The organism is Arthrobacter sp. StoSoilA2 (assembly GCF_019977195.1).
Lineage (GTDB): Bacteria > Actinomycetota > Actinomycetes > Actinomycetales > Micrococcaceae > Arthrobacter.
On sequence record NZ_AP024643.1, the window covers coordinates 2,928,157 to 2,946,173 of the forward strand.

General features: G+C 61.2%; 17 protein-coding genes and 2 tRNA genes. 7 read left to right on the forward strand and 12 right to left on the reverse strand.

Annotated features, from left to right (window positions below; all coding sequences use genetic code 11):
- Window positions 1-50: 50 nt before the first annotated feature.
- Complete coding sequence (locus LDN82_RS13245) at window positions 51-926, forward strand: DNA-formamidopyrimidine glycosylase family protein (protein ID WP_224164540.1); 876 nt, start codon at window positions 51-53, stop codon at window positions 924-926.
- A gap of 53 nt (window positions 927-979) precedes the next feature.
- Here LDN82_RS13245 and LDN82_RS13250 read toward each other — a convergent pair whose 3' ends face one another.
- The 6 genes from LDN82_RS13250 to LDN82_RS13275 form a co-directional block, all read right to left on the reverse strand.
- Window positions 980-1,624, reverse strand: coding sequence for a DsbA family protein (locus LDN82_RS13250; protein WP_275965568.1), 645 nt, complete (start codon window positions 1,622-1,624; stop codon window positions 980-982).
- Window positions 1,625-1,737: 113 nt separating this feature from the next.
- On the reverse strand, window positions 1,738-3,027 hold the full coding sequence (gene clpX / locus LDN82_RS13255; protein ID WP_223933150.1) for an ATP-dependent Clp protease ATP-binding subunit ClpX: 1,290 nt from the start codon (window positions 3,025-3,027) through the stop codon (window positions 1,738-1,740).
- A 182-nt stretch (window positions 3,028-3,209) separates the two neighbouring features.
- Window positions 3,210-3,869, reverse strand: coding sequence for an ATP-dependent Clp protease proteolytic subunit (locus tag LDN82_RS13260; RefSeq protein ID WP_216925476.1), 660 nt, complete (start codon window positions 3,867-3,869; stop codon window positions 3,210-3,212).
- Between the two features lie 38 nt (window positions 3,870-3,907).
- Complete coding sequence (locus LDN82_RS13265; protein ID WP_275964122.1) at window positions 3,908-4,531, reverse strand: ATP-dependent Clp protease proteolytic subunit; 624 nt, start codon at window positions 4,529-4,531, stop codon at window positions 3,908-3,910.
- A gap of 254 nt (window positions 4,532-4,785) precedes the next feature.
- On the reverse strand, window positions 4,786-6,168 hold the full coding sequence (gene tig, locus LDN82_RS13270) for a trigger factor (protein WP_224090703.1): 1,383 nt from the start codon (window positions 6,166-6,168) through the stop codon (window positions 4,786-4,788).
- 70 nt (window positions 6,169-6,238) lie between these two features.
- A tRNA-Pro gene (locus LDN82_RS13275) sits at window positions 6,239-6,313 on the reverse strand.
- A 150-nt stretch (window positions 6,314-6,463) separates the two neighbouring features.
- Between LDN82_RS13275 and LDN82_RS13280 the strand changes: the two genes are divergently transcribed.
- Window positions 6,464-6,537, forward strand: a tRNA-Gly gene (locus LDN82_RS13280).
- Window positions 6,538-6,616: 79 nt separating this feature from the next.
- Here LDN82_RS13280 and LDN82_RS13285 read toward each other — a convergent pair.
- From LDN82_RS13285 to LDN82_RS13295, 3 genes are all read right to left on the reverse strand, one after another.
- Window positions 6,617-7,522, reverse strand: a complete 906-nt coding sequence (locus tag LDN82_RS13285) for a DNA-formamidopyrimidine glycosylase family protein (protein ID WP_224164541.1) — start codon at window positions 7,520-7,522, stop codon at window positions 6,617-6,619.
- A complete protein-coding gene (locus LDN82_RS13290; protein WP_263422306.1) occupies window positions 7,522-7,962 on the reverse strand; it encodes a ribose-5-phosphate isomerase in 441 nt (146 codons plus the stop codon). The genes LDN82_RS13285 and LDN82_RS13290 overlap by 1 nt, the downstream gene beginning before the upstream one ends.
- 114 nt (window positions 7,963-8,076) lie before the next feature.
- Entirely contained in the window at window positions 8,077-9,087 is a 1,011-nt protein-coding gene (locus tag LDN82_RS13295; RefSeq protein WP_224164543.1) for a hypothetical protein, read from the reverse strand.
- A 132-nt stretch (window positions 9,088-9,219) separates the two neighbouring features.
- On the opposite strand from LDN82_RS13295, the gene pepN reads away from it, so the two are divergent.
- Together pepN and LDN82_RS13305 are read left to right on the forward strand one after the other, a co-directional pair.
- A complete protein-coding gene (gene pepN / locus LDN82_RS13300; RefSeq protein ID WP_224164544.1) occupies window positions 9,220-11,793 on the forward strand; it encodes an aminopeptidase N in 2,574 nt (857 codons plus the stop codon).
- A 54-nt stretch (window positions 11,794-11,847) separates the two neighbouring features.
- On the forward strand, window positions 11,848-12,327 hold the full coding sequence (locus LDN82_RS13305) for an OsmC family protein (protein WP_224164545.1): 480 nt from the start codon (window positions 11,848-11,850) through the stop codon (window positions 12,325-12,327).
- 14 nt (window positions 12,328-12,341) lie between these two features.
- On the opposite strand, the gene LDN82_RS13310 is transcribed toward LDN82_RS13305, so the two are convergent.
- A complete protein-coding gene (locus LDN82_RS13310) occupies window positions 12,342-13,373 on the reverse strand; it encodes an NAD-dependent epimerase/dehydratase family protein (protein ID WP_224164546.1) in 1,032 nt (343 codons plus the stop codon).
- An 87-nt stretch (window positions 13,374-13,460) separates the two neighbouring features.
- On the opposite strand from LDN82_RS13310, the gene LDN82_RS13315 reads away from it, so the two are divergent.
- Window positions 13,461-14,123, forward strand: coding sequence for a mechanosensitive ion channel domain-containing protein (locus LDN82_RS13315; protein ID WP_224090714.1), 663 nt, complete (start codon window positions 13,461-13,463; stop codon window positions 14,121-14,123).
- A 34-nt stretch (window positions 14,124-14,157) separates the two neighbouring features.
- A complete protein-coding gene (locus LDN82_RS13320; RefSeq protein WP_223949302.1) occupies window positions 14,158-14,571 on the forward strand; it encodes a globin in 414 nt (137 codons plus the stop codon).
- Between the two features lie 12 nt (window positions 14,572-14,583).
- Here LDN82_RS13320 and LDN82_RS13325 read toward each other — a convergent pair whose 3' ends face one another.
- Entirely contained in the window at window positions 14,584-15,255 is a 672-nt protein-coding gene (locus tag LDN82_RS13325) for a hypothetical protein (RefSeq protein ID WP_224164547.1), read from the reverse strand.
- A 63-nt stretch (window positions 15,256-15,318) separates the two neighbouring features.
- Here LDN82_RS13325 and LDN82_RS13330 point away from each other — a divergent pair, with 63 nt between their 5' ends.
- Window positions 15,319-16,224 (forward strand): acyl-CoA thioesterase II, encoded by a 906-nt coding sequence (locus LDN82_RS13330; RefSeq protein ID WP_224164548.1) that lies wholly within the window; start codon window positions 15,319-15,321, stop codon window positions 16,222-16,224.
- A 54-nt stretch (window positions 16,225-16,278) separates the two neighbouring features.
- Here the strand turns inward: LDN82_RS13330 and ettA are convergent, their stop codons facing one another.
- Complete coding sequence (gene ettA / locus LDN82_RS13335) at window positions 16,279-17,961, reverse strand: energy-dependent translational throttle protein EttA (protein ID WP_224164549.1); 1,683 nt, start codon at window positions 17,959-17,961, stop codon at window positions 16,279-16,281.
- Between the last annotated feature and the right edge of the window lie 56 nt (window positions 17,962-18,017).

Here is an 18,017-nt window from a genome sequence, read left to right on the forward strand (position 1 = left end):
TTTCGTGCAGCTATCCTGCAGCCCGGGTAAAGCTATGGCAGAGTATGGACATGCCGGAACTTCCCGAAGTGCACGGCCTGTGCACGTATCTGGACACCCAGCTCCATGGAGCAGTGCTGACCAGCGTCCGCATCAACTCCATCGCCGCCTTGAAGACCGCTGATCCGCCCTACAGCACCCTCGAAGGCCGCACCATCCAGGGCACACAGCGCTTCGGCAAGTTCATCAGCCTCGATGCCGACGGCCTGTTTTTCGTCTTCCACCTCGCAAAGGCCGGGTGGGTCCGCTATACGGAGCATCCATCAGCAGCCGGGCTGCGCATGGGCAAGAGCAACATAGCGGCCAGGCTACTGCTGCACCGGCAGGCCGACGACGCCCACATAGGACTGGACCTCACTGAAGCCGGCACCAAAAAGAGCCTGGCCATCTACGTGGTAAGGGATCCCTTGGATGTTCCCGGGATCGCAACCCTGGGTCCGGAACCGCTCAGCCCCGACTTCGACGAAAATGCCCTGGCGGCAATCCTTAAGACAAGTTCCCAACAGATCAAGGGACTTCTCCGCAGCCAAAGCATCATCGCCGGGATTGGCAACGCCTACAGCGATGAGATTCTGCACGCCGCCAAAATCTCCCCCTTCGCCATCGCGAAGACGATCGACGGCGAAACAGTGCAGCGGCTCTACGATGCCATGCAGGAGGTTTTGGTGGGTGCCGTGAACGCGGCAGCTGGAAAGCCTTCCAGCGAGCTGAAGGACACAAAGCGAAGCAATTTCAGGGTCCATGCCAGGACCGGGCTGCCCTGCCCTGTTTGCGGCGACACTGTACGTGAAGTGTCGTTCGCAGACACGTCACTTCAGTACTGTGCTACCTGCCAAACCCACGGAAAGATCCTCGCGGACCGGCGTACGTCGCGCTTCCTGAAGTAGTGCCGCGGATTCGCCGGGCCGGACCTGGGCTTCCTGGTTGAACTCGGGCTTTCCTAGTTGAATTCAGGGCTTTCCGTGCGGCTGCGCTTGATTTCGAAGAAGTGCGGGTAGCCGGCAAGGGTTACCGTGGCATCCCAAAGTTGCCCCGCTTCTTCGCCCCTCGGAATCCGGGTGAGGACCGGGCCGAAGAAGGCCGTGCCATTTACAGCCACCACGGGCGTTCCCACATCCTGGCCCACCAGGGAGATGCCGGCCTCGTGGCTGGCCCGCAATTCGGTGTCGTACTCCCCTGAGTCCGCGAAGCGGGCCAGCTCAGCAGGAAGGCCTACTTCTGCCAGCGCTTTCTGGATCACGGAACTACGGTCCTTGTTGCCTTCGTGGTGGAACTGTTCCCCCATGGCGTCGTACAAGGGTTTGATGTACCTGCTGCCATGGAGCTCCTGGGCAGCAATGATCACGCGGACAGGACCCCAGCTGTCGTCCATCATCGCCCTGTAATCCCCGGGAAGGTCACGGCCCTCATTGAGGACGGACAAGCTCATGACGTGCCATTCGGTCTCAATTCCCCGCACTTGCTCCACCTCGCCGATCCAGCGCGATGTGATCCATGCGAAGGGGCAAACAGGATCGAACCAGAAATCGGCTTTATTGACGGGCTGCTCTGGCAGGTTCTGTTCGGGCAGGCTCTGTTCAGGCACAGTCAGTTCAGGCACATTCATTTCAGGCACAGGGAAACTCCTTGGAAGAGTAAAAAGCGGGCATCAAGCGACGCGGAATGAATGAAACCGCCGCTTACTAGGCCAACGGGTGGCTAGGCCGACTTATTCCGGCGCTTCGCTACGACGTCGTGGCCAATCATGGTGGGCTGGGCCTTGTTGTCCACCACATCAGCGGTGATGACGACAGTTGCGATGTCATCCCTGCTTGGCAGATCAAACATGACGGGCAGCAAGACTTCTTCCATGATGGCCCTCAGGCCACGGGCGCCGGTTCCACGCTCAAGAGCCTGGTCAGCGATGGCATCCAAAGCGTCGTCGTCGAATTGCAGGTCTACACCATCCAGCTGGAACATCTTCTGGTATTGCTTCACCAGGGCATTCTTGGGCGTGGAAAGGATCTGGATCAACGCAGGACGGTCCAGATTCGAGACGGTGGTGATCACTGGCAGGCGGCCAATGAACTCCGGAATGAGTCCGAACTTCAGCAGGTCTTCCGGCATGACTTCACCGTAAGTGTCCACGTTGTCCCGGACTTCGTTCAGTGGCGCTCCAAAGCCGATGCCCTTGCGCCCTGACCGCGAACCAATGATGTCCTCAAGGCCGGCAAATGCACCTGCCACGATGAAGAGCACGTTGGTGGTGTCGATCTGGATGAATTCCTGGTGCGGATGCTTACGTCCACCCTGCGGCGGGACGGAGGCTACTGTGCCTTCGAGGATCTTCAGCAGGGCCTGCTGGACTCCCTCGCCCGACACGTCCCGGGTGATCGAGGGGTTCTCGCTCTTGCGGGAGATTTTGTCGATCTCGTCAATGTAAATGATGCCTTGTTCGGCTTTCTTGACGTCGTAATCAGCGGCCTGGATGAGCTTGAGCAGTATGTTTTCGACATCCTCGCCCACATAGCCAGCCTCCGTGAGTGCGGTTGCATCGGCCACGGCGAACGGGACATTGAGCCTGCGGGCGAGCGTTTGCGCCAGATACGTCTTGCCACAGCCAGTTGGACCGATCAGCAGGATGTTGGATTTGGCGATCTCCACATCCTCGTGATGCGGACCCTCACCAAGGCTCCCGGCCTTGGGAGCATGACCGGCCTGGATCCGCTTGTAGTGGTTGTAGACGGCAACTGCCAACGACCGTTTGGCAGGCTCCTGGCCGATGACGTATTCCTGCAGGAAATCGAAGATCTCCCGGGGCTTGGGGAGTTCAAAACTGCCAAGGTCCGAAACTTCCGCAAGTTCTTCTTCGATGATCTCGTTGCAAAGCTCGATGCACTCATCGCAGATGTACACACCGGGCCCGGCAATCAGCTTCCGTACCTGCTTCTGGCTCTTTCCGCAGAAAGAACACTTCAGCAGGTCCGTGCTCTCGCCAATCCGAGCCATGTGGGAATCCCTTCGTTACATGCGGGTGATGCGGCTCCGTGCCGTACTCAAGTGTGCAGCCTGGCCGGGGTTGGCACCACCGTGACAACATCCACTCTAGGTCACAATGGGCTGCTTGGGTGGAAACAGAACGCCGGTGCGGTCCATATTTCGCGAACCGCACCGGCGTCGTTTTCCGTATGCTACCTGGCGATTGCCTGGGGCTTGATCTTGCGGGAGTCCAGGACCTGGTCGATCAGACCGTAGCTCATGGCCTCGGCCGCGGTCAGGATCTTGTCGCGCTCGATGTCATTGTTGACCTGCTCGGAGGTACGGCCCGAGTGGTGTGCCAGCGTGTCTTCAAGCCATGTACGCATGCGCATGACTTCAGCAGCCTGGATCTCGAGGTCGGATGCCTGGCCGCCCTGGCCGCCGGACAACGCCGGCTGGTGGATCAGCACGCGTGCGTTCGGCAGTGCCAGCCGCTTGCCGGGTGTTCCCGCTGCAAGCAGGACAGCTGCCGCACTGGCTGCCTGGCCCAGGCATACGGTCTGGATCTCCGGACGAATGTACTGCATGGTGTCATAGATCGCCGTCATGGCCGTGAAGGAGCCGCCGGGCGAGTTGATGTACAACGTGATGTCGCGGTCCGGATCCGTCGATTCAAGGACCAGCAGCTGGGCCATGATGTCATCGGCAGAAGCGTCGTCAACCTGGACGCCGAGGAAGATGATGCGGTCCTCGAACAGCTTGGTGTACGGATCCTGGCGCTTGAAGCCGTACGGTGTGCGCTCTTCGAACTGGGGCAGGACGTAGCGGCTGGTTGGGAGATTACCGGCAGACCATCCGAAGTTGTAGTTCATGTCATTACTCCTGGGTTTCAGTGGTTCTTTGGTGCCGGTTAGTTTTCGGAGCCTGGCTCGGAGTTCGACTGGTTGGCCGTTCCACCGCCACCAGCTACCGAGCCTGCGTGAGCCGAGATCTTGTCGAAGAAGCCGTACTCCAGAGCCTCCGTGGCCGTGAACCACTTGTCGCGGTCGTTGTCCTTGAGGATGGTCTCCACAGTCTGGCCGGTCTGTTCTGCGGTGAGTTCCGCCATGACCTTCTTCATGTGCAGGATGAGCTCGGCCTGGATTTTGATATCCGAAGCAGTGCCGCCGATGCCACCGGACGGCTGGTGCATGAGAATACGGGCGTTGGGGGTGGCGTAACGCTTCCCCTTGGTTCCGGAGGAGAGCAGGAACTGCCCCATGGAGGCAGCCAGGCCGGTGGCAACAGTGACAACATCGTTGGGGATGAACTGCATGGTGTCGTAGATGGCCATGCCGGCGGTCACCGAGCCACCGGGTGAGTTGATGTAAAGGTAGATGTCCTTCTCGGGGTCTTCAGCCGAGAGGAGGAGCAGCTGGGAGCAGATGGCGTTGGCGTTCTCGTCACGGACTTCAGAGCCAAGCCAGATGATGCGCTCTTTCAGCAGGCGGTTGTAGATGTAGTTGTCCTGGGCTGCGGGATCGACAGTTGCCATCCGGGGAGCCTCTGATTGCTGTGACATAAGTACTTACCTCTCGCTGGTGCCAGTGACCTCACTGAACTTCACTACTTGGACACTAACCGTTTTCAGGGACGATTTGTTCGCCGGAATCGCGCTGTTCGCTGACGGCGCACGATTGGAGCGGGCCCGCAGATCCAGCACGCTGATTGTATGCGGGCTTGTCCGTTCAGGGCTTAAAACAAACCGACCCCGGATCACTGATCCGGGGTCGGTTGATGCGCTATTGACTAGAACTTCACGGCTGCGGGGTCATCGCTGGCGACAACATCCGCTTCCTCGCCGGCTTCGGCGGTTGCTGCCTCATCAGCAGCAACTTCGCCCGCAGGGCGGACAAAATCGCTCAGGTCAACCTTGTTGCCTTCGGAGTCAACGACCTCGGCCTGGCCCAGCACAACGGCCAGTGCCTTGCGGCGGCGTACTTCGGAAACCATCATGGGGACCTGGCCGCTCTGATCGATGATCTGGGCGAACTGGTTGGGATCCATACCGTACTGGCTTGCGGTGCTGACGATGTAGTCGATCAGCTCGTTCTGGCTGACGTCAACTTCTTCCTTGTCCGCAATGGCGTCAAGGATGACCTCGTTCTGGAAGGCGCGCTCAGTGTTTGCCTTGACCTCGGCGCGGTGCTCCTCGGTGTCGTGGTCACCTTCGCCGTGGGCGTTCTCCGGGTTGAAGTGAGCCTCAATCTGCTCTTCGACAACCGAAGCCGGAACGGGGACCTCGACGAGCTCTACGAGCTTGTCCAGGACCTTGTCGCGGGCCTCAACGCCCTGTCCGACAACCTTGGAATCGGCAGCCTGCTTGGCGAGGTCCTCGCGGAGCTCAGCAAGGGTGTCGAATTCCGAAGCCAGCTGTGCGAAGTCGTCGTTGGCTTCAGGAAGCTCGCGCTCCTTGACGGCCTTGACAACAACCTTCACCTGGGCTGCCTCGCCGGCGTGGTCGCCGCCAACGAGCGTGGTGTCGAAGATTGCTTCTTCGTCTGCGGACAGACCGGTCACGGCCTCGTCCAGGCCCTCAAGCATGGTGCCTGCACCAACCTGGTAGGACAAGCCGGACGCCGAGTCGATTTCTTCGCCATCGATCGTGGCGGTGATGTCGATCGTGAGGAAGTCCTCGTTCCGGGCGGGACGCTCCACGGACTTCAGCGTGCCGAAGCGGCCACGCAGTTCATCCAAGGCCTTGTCGACGTCTTCAGCGGAGGATTCAGCCGCAGCAACCTCAACCTTGATGCCTGCATAGTCCGGCAGCTCGATCTCGGGCCGAACATCAATCTCCACCTGGAACTTAAGCTCGCCATCGGTTGCGGACGGGTCCGGAACCTCGGTGATCTCAACTTCAGGACGGCTCAGGGGACGAACACCCGTTTCCTGGACAGCAGCCTGGTACCAGCCGTTGAGGCCATCGTTGATGGCGGTTTCCAGGACATAGCCACGGCCAACGCGCTGGTCGATCAGCTTGGAAGGAACCTTGCCCTTGCGGAATCCGGGGACCTGGATCTGCGAAGCAACAGTCTTGTAAGCGGCATCGATGCTCGGCTTCAGTTCCTCAAAGGGAACCTCAACGTTGAGCTTGACCCGCGTGGGGGTGAGGTTCTCGACAGCGCTCTTCACAGTCTAAGTACTCCTGAATTTGTGGGTATGGGGTTCTGCCGCATCCCTGAGGCGGACACGAAACACAGAGTCGGGGTGACAGGATTTGAACCTGCGACTTCCTGCTCCCAAAGCAGGCGCTCTAGCCAAGCTGAGCTACACCCCGAATGCACAGGACAGTCTACGGGCAAGCGGGCCCGGAATGCACATTTGACACCGCCGCCGGAATTAGGTTTAGTTGTACCCGGCTTCAACAGCCACCGGGAAGATGTCCTGAGCATGAGATCCATACAAGGATCCAGCAGGAGACCCACCCGGGGACGTAGCTTAATGGTAAAGCCTCAGTCTTCCAAACTGATTACGCGGGTTCGATTCCCGTCGTCCCCTCCAGTAAAAAAGCCCCAATCTTCGGATTGGGGCTTTTTTGTTGTTACGAACCCGCAATCGTTGTTACAACAGGCCAGCGCTGTTACAACTGGCAGCCAGGGCACCAATACAATTTGCGGGCGCCGATTTCGACCATGCCTACCAGCGTCCCGCAAGCGCGGCAGGGCTGCCCTTCGCGCTTATAGACAAAGTGCGCATCGGCGTCGGGCGCTGAGGTGCCGTTACCGCTCCATAGCGCCGGCGGCGTGGTGACAATCCGGCCGTCGCGTACGCCGTCGGACATGGCAAGGACGGCGTCATCCCACAACCTGCCGGCCGTCGCAGCGTCAATCTTGTTCCCAGGAGTCCATGGATCCACCGACTGACGAAAGAGGACCTCTGCGCGGTAAATATTTCCAACCCCCGCCAGCACCGATTGATCCATCAACAGCATGGCCACGGCCGTCTTGCGGCATCGCAACCGGCGGATGAACTCGTCCCGGTCCCCCGGCCGGTTACGCAGCGGATCAGGGCCCAGGCGGCCCAGTACAGCTTCTGCTTCATGGGACGTAACAGCGGCGCAAGTGGTGGCTCCACGAAGATCGGCCCAGCCGTTGTCCGACACCAGGCGCGCGCGGACGGCACCCACCGGGGCGGGAGGCCCTGCGTAGTCCACCCCGGCACCGGACTCCCCCTCTGCACCGGATGAGGCAGTCTCGCGCTCACCGATCCGGCGAGGCGCGCCAATGCTGGAGGCTCCCGAGAAGGAGCTATCGCCGCCAAAGCTCCAGGCACCATAAAGACCAAGGTGAACGTGGAGGAAAAGATCGTGGTCGAACCTCAGGAACAGCTGCTTTCCGTGCGCAACAGATTCAACCATCACATGTCCGCTCAGAAGCTCCGCACCGGCCGTGAATCGGCCCTGCGGACTCGAAACCTCCAAGCGCCGGCCGCCAAACACGTCCTGGAATTGGCGGGCCAGCCTATGGACGGAGTGCCCCTCAGGCACTACTCGACGATCTCGCCGGTGGTCTCGTAAGCCGCAATCTTGCCGATACGGCGGATGTGGCGCTCGTCATTGCTGAAAGGTTCCTGGAGGAAGGCCTCAATGAGTTCGGTTGCTTCTTCCACCGTATGCTGGCGGCCACCAACGGCCACTACGTTGGCGTCGTTGTGCTCGCGGGCGAGCTTGGCCGTAGAGAGGTTCCAGGCCAGCGCGGCACGCACACCCTTGACCTTGTTGGCGGCAATTTGTTCACCATTGCCCGAACCACCCAGGACGATGCCCAGCGCATGCACGCCTGCTTGCTGATCAGCCACCACTGCAACTCCTGCGTTGATGCAGAAGGACGGGTAGTCATCCAGAGCGTCATATTCCCTGGGTCCGTGGTCCACAACCTCATAACCCTTTGCGGTGAGGTGGCTGACCAGGTGGGCGCTGAGTTCCATGCCGGCGTGGTCGGTGGCGATGTGGACGCGGGGTGTAGTCACAGGAAGTCCATTCTTTCTGGCGCGCCGGTACGGCACTTGCCGGGCGCGGCGGTGTGGGATGCGCTACCTAGGTTACCGCGCCCCGGGTTGCTGGGGCTGCCCGCCGTGGTGGGCCCGCTCGGCAGCCCGGTTCAGGATGCCCGCGAGTTCGTCCGCTGTTGCCGGAGTCCCTGCACTGAGCGCAACCCTGCCTCCATTAAGTTTCCTTACGACGACGGCCGGTCCGCTGCTGACCAGCATCGCCGTTGCATCGTCATGATGCCGCCAACCCCATCCGCCAAAGTCTGCGGCTTTCACTTCAGCCGGAGCTGCTGCCGCGATGTCGACGGCGGGAACGGTCAGGACCGGCACGATGCCGCCTGCGAAGACCTGCAGCCCTCCCCTGTCCGCCCGGACGCGGGCGAAGAGGAAGCCGGCACCAACCAACGCCGCCGCGGCCAACAAGGCTCCCAGCCATGGGACGGCTATCGCGATCAGCGCGGCTGGAAACAGCGTGGACACGATGATCATGATGAAAACTGAACTGCGGGCATGGACCCACATGCGCAGCGTATCCCGCGCGAGGTCCGGGTCTGTGACGTACAGGCGTGCGGCTTCAAGGGCTTCGTCGTCCTCCCGCGTCCACCGGGGATCGGGTTTGAAGGCGAACATGAGGACGACTCCCAACGACACCGCCGCTCCACTGCCCATGGCGAGGACGATCGGATCAACGTGGGAAGCGCGGGCGTCCCCCAGCCCCGATTGCCCTACCAATCCGGCAGCCAGCACTGTTGTCACGAAGAGGCTCACCATGAGGCCAAGGCCCATCATGACCCTGCGCATGACCACCGGCCGGGACAGCGGCACGGCCTGGAGGAACGCGACCCAGCCGAAAAAGGTGATCAGGGCTGCGCCGCCGGTTACATAGGCGCCGAAAGGAGCAAAGGCACTGCCGCCGTCGGCGTTCCACATCACTGCTACCGGATCGGGAAGATCGTTTCGCACCATCTGTGCGCACACAACGAAACCTATGGCCAGCAGCAGCGGAAAGGCTAGTGCAAACCTGAGTGCGCGGATATCAAGAGACTCCCTGAACGTTCCCATGCTCCAACGCTACTCCGTGCCGGCGACACTGTGGGGGCACCTCCTTGCCATCGGCGCTTGGAGTGAAAGAATGGCTTCACACCATCGACCGGACCTGCCCCGGCCGGACACCCCAACCTCTGGAGGCACCACTTGCCAGGCCTTAACCTGACGCGCAACGAAGCCGCGCAGCGCGCTGAAATACTCAATGTCGAGTCCTACAACGTCACCCTGGATCTGACCAAGGGCGCCACGGTGTTCGGATCCACCACCGTGGTGAAGTTCTCGGCAAAGGCTGGAGCCTCGACGTTTATCGACGCCGTGACCGAGAGCGTTTACAGCGTTACCCTGAACGGCACCGAACTGGATCCCGCCGAGGTATCCGATGGCGTCCGCATCCAACTTCCAAACCTTGCCGACGAGAATGAACTCATAGTCGTCGCCGATGCGCGCTACATGAACACAGGTGAGGGCCTCCATCGTTTCGTGGATCCGGTGGATGGGGAGGTCTACCTCTACACCCAGTTCGAGGTTCCGGATTCCCGGCGGATGTTCGCTGTCTTCGAGCAGCCGGACCTGAAGGCCAGCTTCACGTTCCGCGTCACTGCTCCCTCACACTGGGACGTCGTCTCCAACTCCCCCACCCCGGTTCCGGTTGAAACTGATGCAGGCGAGGACGGTGGAGCCAGGTCCGTGTGGGAATTCGCTCCCACTCCGCGTCTGTCCTCGTATGTCACCGCCCTGATAGCCGGACCGTACCAGTCCGTCCGTTCCGAGGTGGCAAGTTCGGACGGCAGGGTCATACCGCTGGGCGTCTTCGCGCGCAAATCCTTGATGCAGTACCTGGATGCGGACAACATCTTCGAACTTACCCGCCAGGGCTTTGAATTCTTCGAGGCACAGTTTGGCTGCCCGTACCCGTTTGAAAAGTACGATCAGCTGTTCGTCCCCGAATTCAATGCCGGTGCAATGGAAAACGCCGGCGCGGTGACAATCCTGGAAGGCTACATCTTCCGCGGCAAGGTCGCCGGCGCACAGATCGAGCGCCGGGCCATCACGGTCCTGCACGAACTCGCGCACATGTGGTTCGGGGACCTGGTGACCATGCGCTGGTGGAACGACCTCTGGCTCAACGAGTCGTTCGCCGAGTACATGTCCCACCTGGCCGCTGTGGAAAACACGGCCTTCGACAGGGCTTGGACAACCTTCGCCTCCGTTGAGAAATCGTGGGCATACCGCCAGGATCAACTGCCCACCACGCACCCGATCTTCGCGGAAATCAACAACCTGGAAGACGTTGAGGTCAATTTCGACGGCATCACCTACGCCAAGGGCGCCTCCGTGCTGCGGCAGTTGGTTGCCTGGGTTGGACCGGAACAGTTCATGTCAGGGGTGCGCACGTACTTCGCCAAGCACGCTTGGAAGAACACCGAACTGGCTGACCTCATGGTGGAACTCGAAGCCGCAAGCGGCCGTGACCTGGACGTATGGGGCAAGCTCTGGCTCGAAACCGCCGGCGTGAACACCCTGGCTCCCGAGGTGGACGTGGAGCAGGACGGCACCATCACCGCGTTCAACATCCTGCAATCCGCGATCGATGAACAACCAACGCTTCGTCCCCATCGCCTTGCGGTGGGCTTCTACAACCTCACCGAAGAGGGCAAGCTGGAGCGGACGCACCGCGAGGAGCTCGACGTCGAGGGTCCCCGGACGGAAGTCCCCGCCTTGGCAGGCCTCACACGCCCGGACCTCATCCTGCTTAATGATGATGATCTCGCCTACGCCAAAGTACGGCTGGACGCCCACTCGCTGGCCACAGCGAAAGCGCATCTCAAGGATTTTGCCGCCAGCTTGCCCCGCACACTGGTCTGGGGCTCCGCATGGGATGCGGCACGGGACGGAGAAACTCCTGCGCGCGGCTACGTCGAACTGATACTGGCGAACATCGCGGAGGAAACAGATTCCTCTGTGATCCTCGTTCAGCTGCGGCAACTTGCCACGACGCTGACCTACTATGTGGCGGCCGGGCACAAACTGGAGGCAACGATCGCTGCCGCCGATAAGCTGTGGGAGCTCGCGTCAGCGGTGGAAGCCGGCTCGGATGCGCAGTTGCAGTTCGTGAAGTCCTACGCGCAACTTGCACGCAGCGCAGATCAGCTGGACCGCATCCAGGCACTGCTGGACGGGACCGACACTCTTGAGGGCCTAACCGTTGACCAGGACATGCGCTGGGAACTGCTAACCGCTTTGGTGGCCGGCGGCAGGCAGGGCCAGGAGCGCATCGACCACGAACTCGCCCGCGACAACACCTCCACCGGCCAAAATGCAGCGGCACAGGCCAAGGCCGCTATTCCCACGGCGGAGGCCAAAGCTGCAGCGTGGGATTCCATCGTGGTCAAGGGCGAACTCTCCAACGCCCTGCAAGCCTCGGCAGTGGCCGGCTTCATGCGGGTGCCGGACACCACCCTGCTGGAGCCCTACGCTGAGAAATATTTTGAAGCGGTCCCCGGGATTGTCAAAGAACGCACGCACGCGTTGGCCCAGCAGATTGTCGTGGGCCTGTACCCGGCGCAGCTCACAACCCAGGCCACGGTGGACCGGACGGACGAATTCCTTGCAGCTCTTCCAGAGGAGAGTGCCGCCCTGCGCCGCATGATGCTGGAAAACCGGGACGCCGTGGCGCGGGCGCTCCGTGCCCGGGCAGCGGACGTGGACGTGGACGCCTAAGCAGTCCGTTGGGGCCTGTGCCGGCGCTGTTTGGCAGATGGCTAAACTGTCCGCATGGGCCTCAACGAACACCACTATGCATTGACCGTCCGCTGGACTGGAAATCTGGGCGTGGGTACAGAAAGCTACAGAGGGTACTCGCGGGATCATGACATAGAAATTCCCGGGCTGCCCATCCTCAAAGGTTCCGCAGATCCAACGTTCCACGGCGACCGCACGCGCTACAACCCCGAGCAACTCCTGCTTGCTGCCCTGTCGCAATGCCACATGCTCTCCTTCCTGCACGTGGCGGTAAAACATGGGGTTGTTGTAACCGGCTACGAGGACAACGCCGAGGGCACCATGAAGCTAAATCGTGACGGCAGCGGCCAATTCGAGAGCGTGACTCTGAAGCCGCACGTCACTATCGCGGATCCGGCTCATTCGGCCTTGACGGCGCAACTTCACCACGAAGCCAATCAGGTCTGTTTCATAGCCCGCAGCGTCAATTTCCCGGTGTTGCACGAGCCAATCACGACGGCGGCAGCGGCCTGACGCTGTAAGCCCCCTTAGCTCTGTTGCTTCCGCAGGAGTCCTACCAGCCTGCGTTCGGTTTCACGGCTTAAGCCTGCCTTGCGCTCCCTTTCCAAGCCCAGGCTTCGCTCATAGTCCAGAGCGTCCCGGAGGGTCTCCTGCCACGGGCGCAACGTCATCCCGAGCGCCTTCGCTGCTTGATTGCTTCGCGATTGAAAACCGTCGTGGTCCGCTGGCAACCAGAGAGGAAGTGAGTCCGGCCCGGACCAGTACTCGACGCCTTGCCCGACCAGCCAGTCTTCGTCGGCCTGGACAGTTTCGCTCGATGGCAGCCTCGGCTCCGTGCCGGGCTGACTCTCCTGGCCCACCGCCGCGCGGCTGGATTCCGAAATGTACTCACTGAACGGAACTACATCTCCCAACGCGTTGTAAGTGCCCGTCAGGCCCATCCCAGCACCTTGGATGATCCATCCGGCGAGGTCACGGACGTCGATGATCTGGGTGGCGTCATCGGGAATGTCCGGCACGAGAACCGGCTCGGTATTGGCTGCAAAGCGCGCAGGCCAATAACCGTAGCGGTCGGAGCCGTCCCCTGGCCCTCCGATCAGCCCGGCCCGCACAATGTGGGCTTTGTGCCCAACCAAAGCGAGCGTCATGTGCTCGATCGCAGACTTCGATTCACCATAGGTTTCCGGAGTGCCTGATTGTCCTTCAGGCAACGGTTCAAGAAGCGCCGCGTTCTCGTCAGCGCCAGGAACCGAATGATCCGCATACACCGAGCAACTGGACACGAAGGTCCAATGGCCCGCATGCGGTCCCAACGCTTCAAGGGCATCCCGCGCTTGAACAGGATCCCTGGAAACCTCGACAACCGCATCCCAGCTGCTGTTCACGTCCCCATAGGCGGCACTACCCAAGGCGCGGTCGCCACGGACCCAGGCCACGCCGTCGGGCGGGTTCGCCTGGGTACCACGGGCCAGACACGTGACGTCGTGCCCCAAGGCAAGCGCCTGCTTTGCGATTTCAGCTGACAGGAAGGCGGTACCGCCAAGGACCAGGATGCGCATACCGTCACGCTACGGCGATAGGGTTGGAAGTGGACAGAGTGTTCCGCGCCCGGCGAACACGGGCCGACGACAAGGAGTTATTCCACCTTGACCTCCATCCCCTTGGCGGAAACCATCACCATTGAACCGGAGAAAATAGACTTCGTTTCGATCCTCATCACTTTAGGCGTGGGCCTGCTGGTGTGGATCGTGGCGCGGTTCATCATCCTGCGCATCACACGGCGGGTATCCGCCGGCAGCTCCTTCTTCAAGAAGCCCCACTTCAAATGGGTGCAACCGGCAATCCGCGCACTGGATCACGAACGCCGGTCACAGCGCGCCGAAACCATCGGCACTTTGCTGACAAGCCTCGTGAGCGTCGTGGTTGTGGTGATCGTGATCATCTACGTCCTCAAGTTCATGAACGTGGACGTCGCGCCCCTGCTGACAAGCGTGGGAATACTGGGTGTCGCTATCGGTTTCGGTGCACAGCAGCTGATCCGTGACTTCCTCGCCGGGATCTTCATCACCATCGAAGACCAGTACGGAATAGGCGATGTGATCGTTACCAGCGAAGTGATTGGTACCGTTGAATCAGTGGGCCTGCGCATTACGCGGGTCCGCGCTGAGGACGGAGCCATCTGGTATCTGCGAAACGGCGAAATCCTGCGCGTGGGCAACCGCTCGCAGGGAGACTACGTTCCGCTGGAGTCGCCGGAAACCGACGACAATGATGCTGCCCAGAAGGCTGAGGAGAAGGCCAGTGAGTGAAACGAACACCCAGGCTGGTCAGCGACGCCAGCTGATGCAGAACGATCCCTTCAGCCAGCCTGCCTACACGGACAGCTTTTATGCAGCCGTGGGCGGGCACGATACTTTCGTGAAGCTGATCGACGTCTTCTACGACGGCGTTGCGCAGGATCCGCTCCTGCGGCCCATGTACCCCGAAGAGGACTTGGAACCGGCCAAACGGCGCTTCCTCATGTTCCTGGAGCAGTATTGGGGCGGTCCCACTACTTACAGCGAGGAGCGCGGCCATCCGCGCCTGCGGATGCGCCACATGCCGTTCCGCGTCACGCCCGAAGCGAAGGACCGCTGGCTCTTCCATATGCGGACAGCAGTGGACTCGCTGGGGTTGTCGCCTCTTCACGAGGGAACCCTTTGGGACTACATGGAACGCGCTGCCCTGACCATGGTGAACAGCCCCTCGGCCGTCTGAGTTCGGCTGGGCCTAGAACCCCGGACCCAAGCCTGCGCCCGTACGAACCAGTACATGGCCACGAGGACCACTTAAGCGGAACCAGCGTCCATTGCGGAACAACTGCTGCTCGCCCCCGCCCAGGAATCCCAGGGCGAAGGCAGCAAAGGCTGCACCCGCAGGCAGGTCACTGAGTCCGGGGAGTTCCCTTCCCCACACGGCGGCCCGGGCCGTATTCACAACGGCAGCGCCAGCGGCAGTGGGCACAACGCCAGCCACCTCGGCAATGCCGGCTTCCGCGGCTGACTTCAGATCGGCGTCGAGCACCGTCCCCAGGACTGCCCAACCGCTCCTGGGCGCGCCGACGCCGGCCCATGACTCCGAAACCGTCGACGGCGGAATGGGCAACTCGACGTCGTCGGCACCCGAGCGGGCAAGACGGTCCATGACGGAGGAGAGCGTCACAGTGACATCGGCTTGGGCAGGTTCTGCAAGCGCCATGGTCCGTAACCCAAGGATTGTGGGAGTTGATTCACCCAGAATGCGTGGCCTGAGTACACACACGTACGCGGCCAATACCTGGCCTGCGGCCTGCAGGCGGATGGCGCCGTCATCGATGCTCTTGGCACGCGTGACGTAGGTCCGCAGGTCAACGAGGTCGCGGGGATCGGCAAAGCGGAAGGACTGAGTCAAGAGGTCTGTCACAGCATCGACTCTACCGGCATGTCCGCGGTTGAGAGGGGTCCGGGCGCCGTCTAGAGTCGAACCATGACAGACACGAACGCCGGCCTCAAGGTTGAGGCACCCGCAGAAGATCCGACGGAAGTCCTCATTGGCCTGTTGGACCTTGGTGACTTCGACGGAGCCCGGACCAATGAGGACATTTTCCTTGGACCTTCCCAAAAACAGCCCCGGCATCGTGTCTTCGGCGGCCAGGTCCTGGCCCAATCCATGATGGCTGGCATGCGAACCGTGGAACCTGACCGGGTGGCGCACTCCATGCACGGCTATTTCCTGCGGCCCGGCGACGCCAATAAGCCCATCACGTTCGGTGTGGAACGGCTGCGTGACGGTCGGTCCTTCTCGGCACGGCGCGTTCATGCTTATCAGGACGGTGTGCCGATCCTTTCCATGATTGCCTCGTTCCAGGTTGAAGATGAAGGCCTGGATCATCAAGCGACAATGCCCGAAGGCATGCCGGACCCCGAGTCGTTGCCCAGTACGGCCGAGTTGCTGGCTCAATTCGACCACCCTTTGGCACGGCATATGTCCTCGGAGCGGCCGTTCGACGTCCGTCACATCGACCCCGCACTTTACGTGTCACCGCCAAGCGAGCACGTGGCCACCAACGCCGTCTGGATGAAGACGATGGGCCCCTTGCCCGACGACCCCAAACTACACCTGGCCGCCTTGGCGTACGCCAGCGACTACACCCTGTTGGAACCCATCCTCCGCAAACACGGCCTCGCTTGGATGATACCGGGCATGAGCGTCGCCAGCCTCGATCACGCCATGTGGTGGCACCGGCCGGTCCGGGTGGACGAGTGGATGCTGTACGTTCAGGAGTCCCCCAGCGCGCAAGGGGCCCGCGGCTTGGCTACCGGGCGGATATTCAACCGCGAAGGCCTGCACGTTGCGACCGTGGCACAGGAGGGCATGGTCAGGATTCCATAGCAATGAGGCCGGTCCCTGTTGGGACCGGCCTCATTTTCTGCCTGTGACGACCCGTTAGTCGCGGGTCAGACGGCGGTGCGTCACACGGTGCGGCTTGGCCGCATCAGCGCCGAGGCGCTCCACCTTGTTCTCCTCATAGGAGTCGAAGTTACCTTCGAACCAGTACCACTTGGACGGGTTCTCGTCGTCACCTTCATAGGCGAGGATGTGGGTTGCTACCCTGTCCAGGAACCAACGGTCGTGGGAGACCACCACGGCACAGCCCGGGAACTCGAGCAGGGCATTTTCCAGGCTGCTCAGGGTTTCGACGTCGAGGTCGTTGGTTGGCTCGTCGAGGAGCAAAAGGTTGCCACCCTGCTTAAGCGTCAACGCAAGGTTAAGACGGTTACGCTCACCACCGGAGAGGACGCCAGCCTTCTTTTGCTGGTCCGGGCCCTTGAAGCCGAAGGCCGAAACGTAGGCACGCGAAGGCATTTCCACCTGGCCGACCTGGATGTAGTCATGGCCTTCGGAAACAACTTCCCAGAGAGACTTATTGGGATCGATGCCGCCACGGGACTGGTCCACGTAGGAGATCTTTACGGACTCGCCGATCTTGAGCTCACCGTCATCCAGGGGCTCCATGCCGACGATGGTCTTGAACAAGGTGGACTTACCCACACCGTTGGGTCCAATAACGCCAACGATGCCGTTGCGGGGCAACGAGAAGGAGAGGTCTTCGATCAGGACGCGGTCGTCGAACCCCTTCTTCAGGTTCTTGGCCTCGATCACTACCGAGCCCAGGCGCGGACCCGGCGGAATCTGGATCTCTTCGAAGTCCAACTTGCGGGTGCGCTCGGCCTCCGCAGCCATTTCTTCATAGCGGGCCAAACGGGCCTTGGACTTGGTCTGGCGGCCCTTGGCATTGGAGCGCACCCATTCAAGTTCTTCGGTGAGGCGCTTGGACAGCTTTGCGTCCTTCTTGCCCTGGACCTCAAGGCGGGCCTTCTTCTTCTCCAGGTAGGTGGAGTAGTTACCCTCGTACGGGTAGAGGTGGCCGCGGTCGACTTCTGCGATCCACTCAGCCACGTGGTCCAGGAAGTAGCGGTCGTGGGTCACGGCAAGGACCGCACCGGGGTACTGGGAGAGGTGCTGCTCGAGCCAAAGGACGCTCTCGGCGTCCAAGTGGTTGGTGGGCTCGTCAAGGAGCAGGAGGTCCGGCTTCTGGAGGAGAAGCTTGCACAGCGCTACGCGGCGGCGTTCACCACCAGAGAGGACCGTGACATCGGAATCAGCGGGCGGGCAGCGCAATGCGTCCATGGCCTGCTCGAGCTGGGAATCGATATCCCAGGCATCGGCAGCGTCAATGGCTTCCTGCAGCTTTCCCATCTCATCCAGGAGAGTGTCGTAGTCCGCATCCGGGTTCGCCATCTCTTCGGAGATCTCGTTGAAACGCTGGATCTTGCCGTAGATCTCGCCAACGCCTTCCTGGACGTTGCCAAGGACGGTCTTTTCCTCATTCAGCGGCGGTTCCTGCAAGAGGATGCCCACGGTGTAACCGGGGCTCAGGCGGGCCTCGCCGTTTGAAGGGGTGTCCAGCCCGGCCATGATCTTCAGGATGGTGGACTTGCCAGCACCGTTCGGGCCCACGACGCCAATCTTTGCGCCAGGGTAGAACGACATGCTGACATCGTCCAAAATAAGTTTGTCGCCAACGGCCTTGCGAGCCTTGGTCATCGTGTAAATGAATTCCGCCATGCCCTTAAATCTAGTGGGTAGGCGGACAGATCTCACATTCGGTGTTGTCGAACACT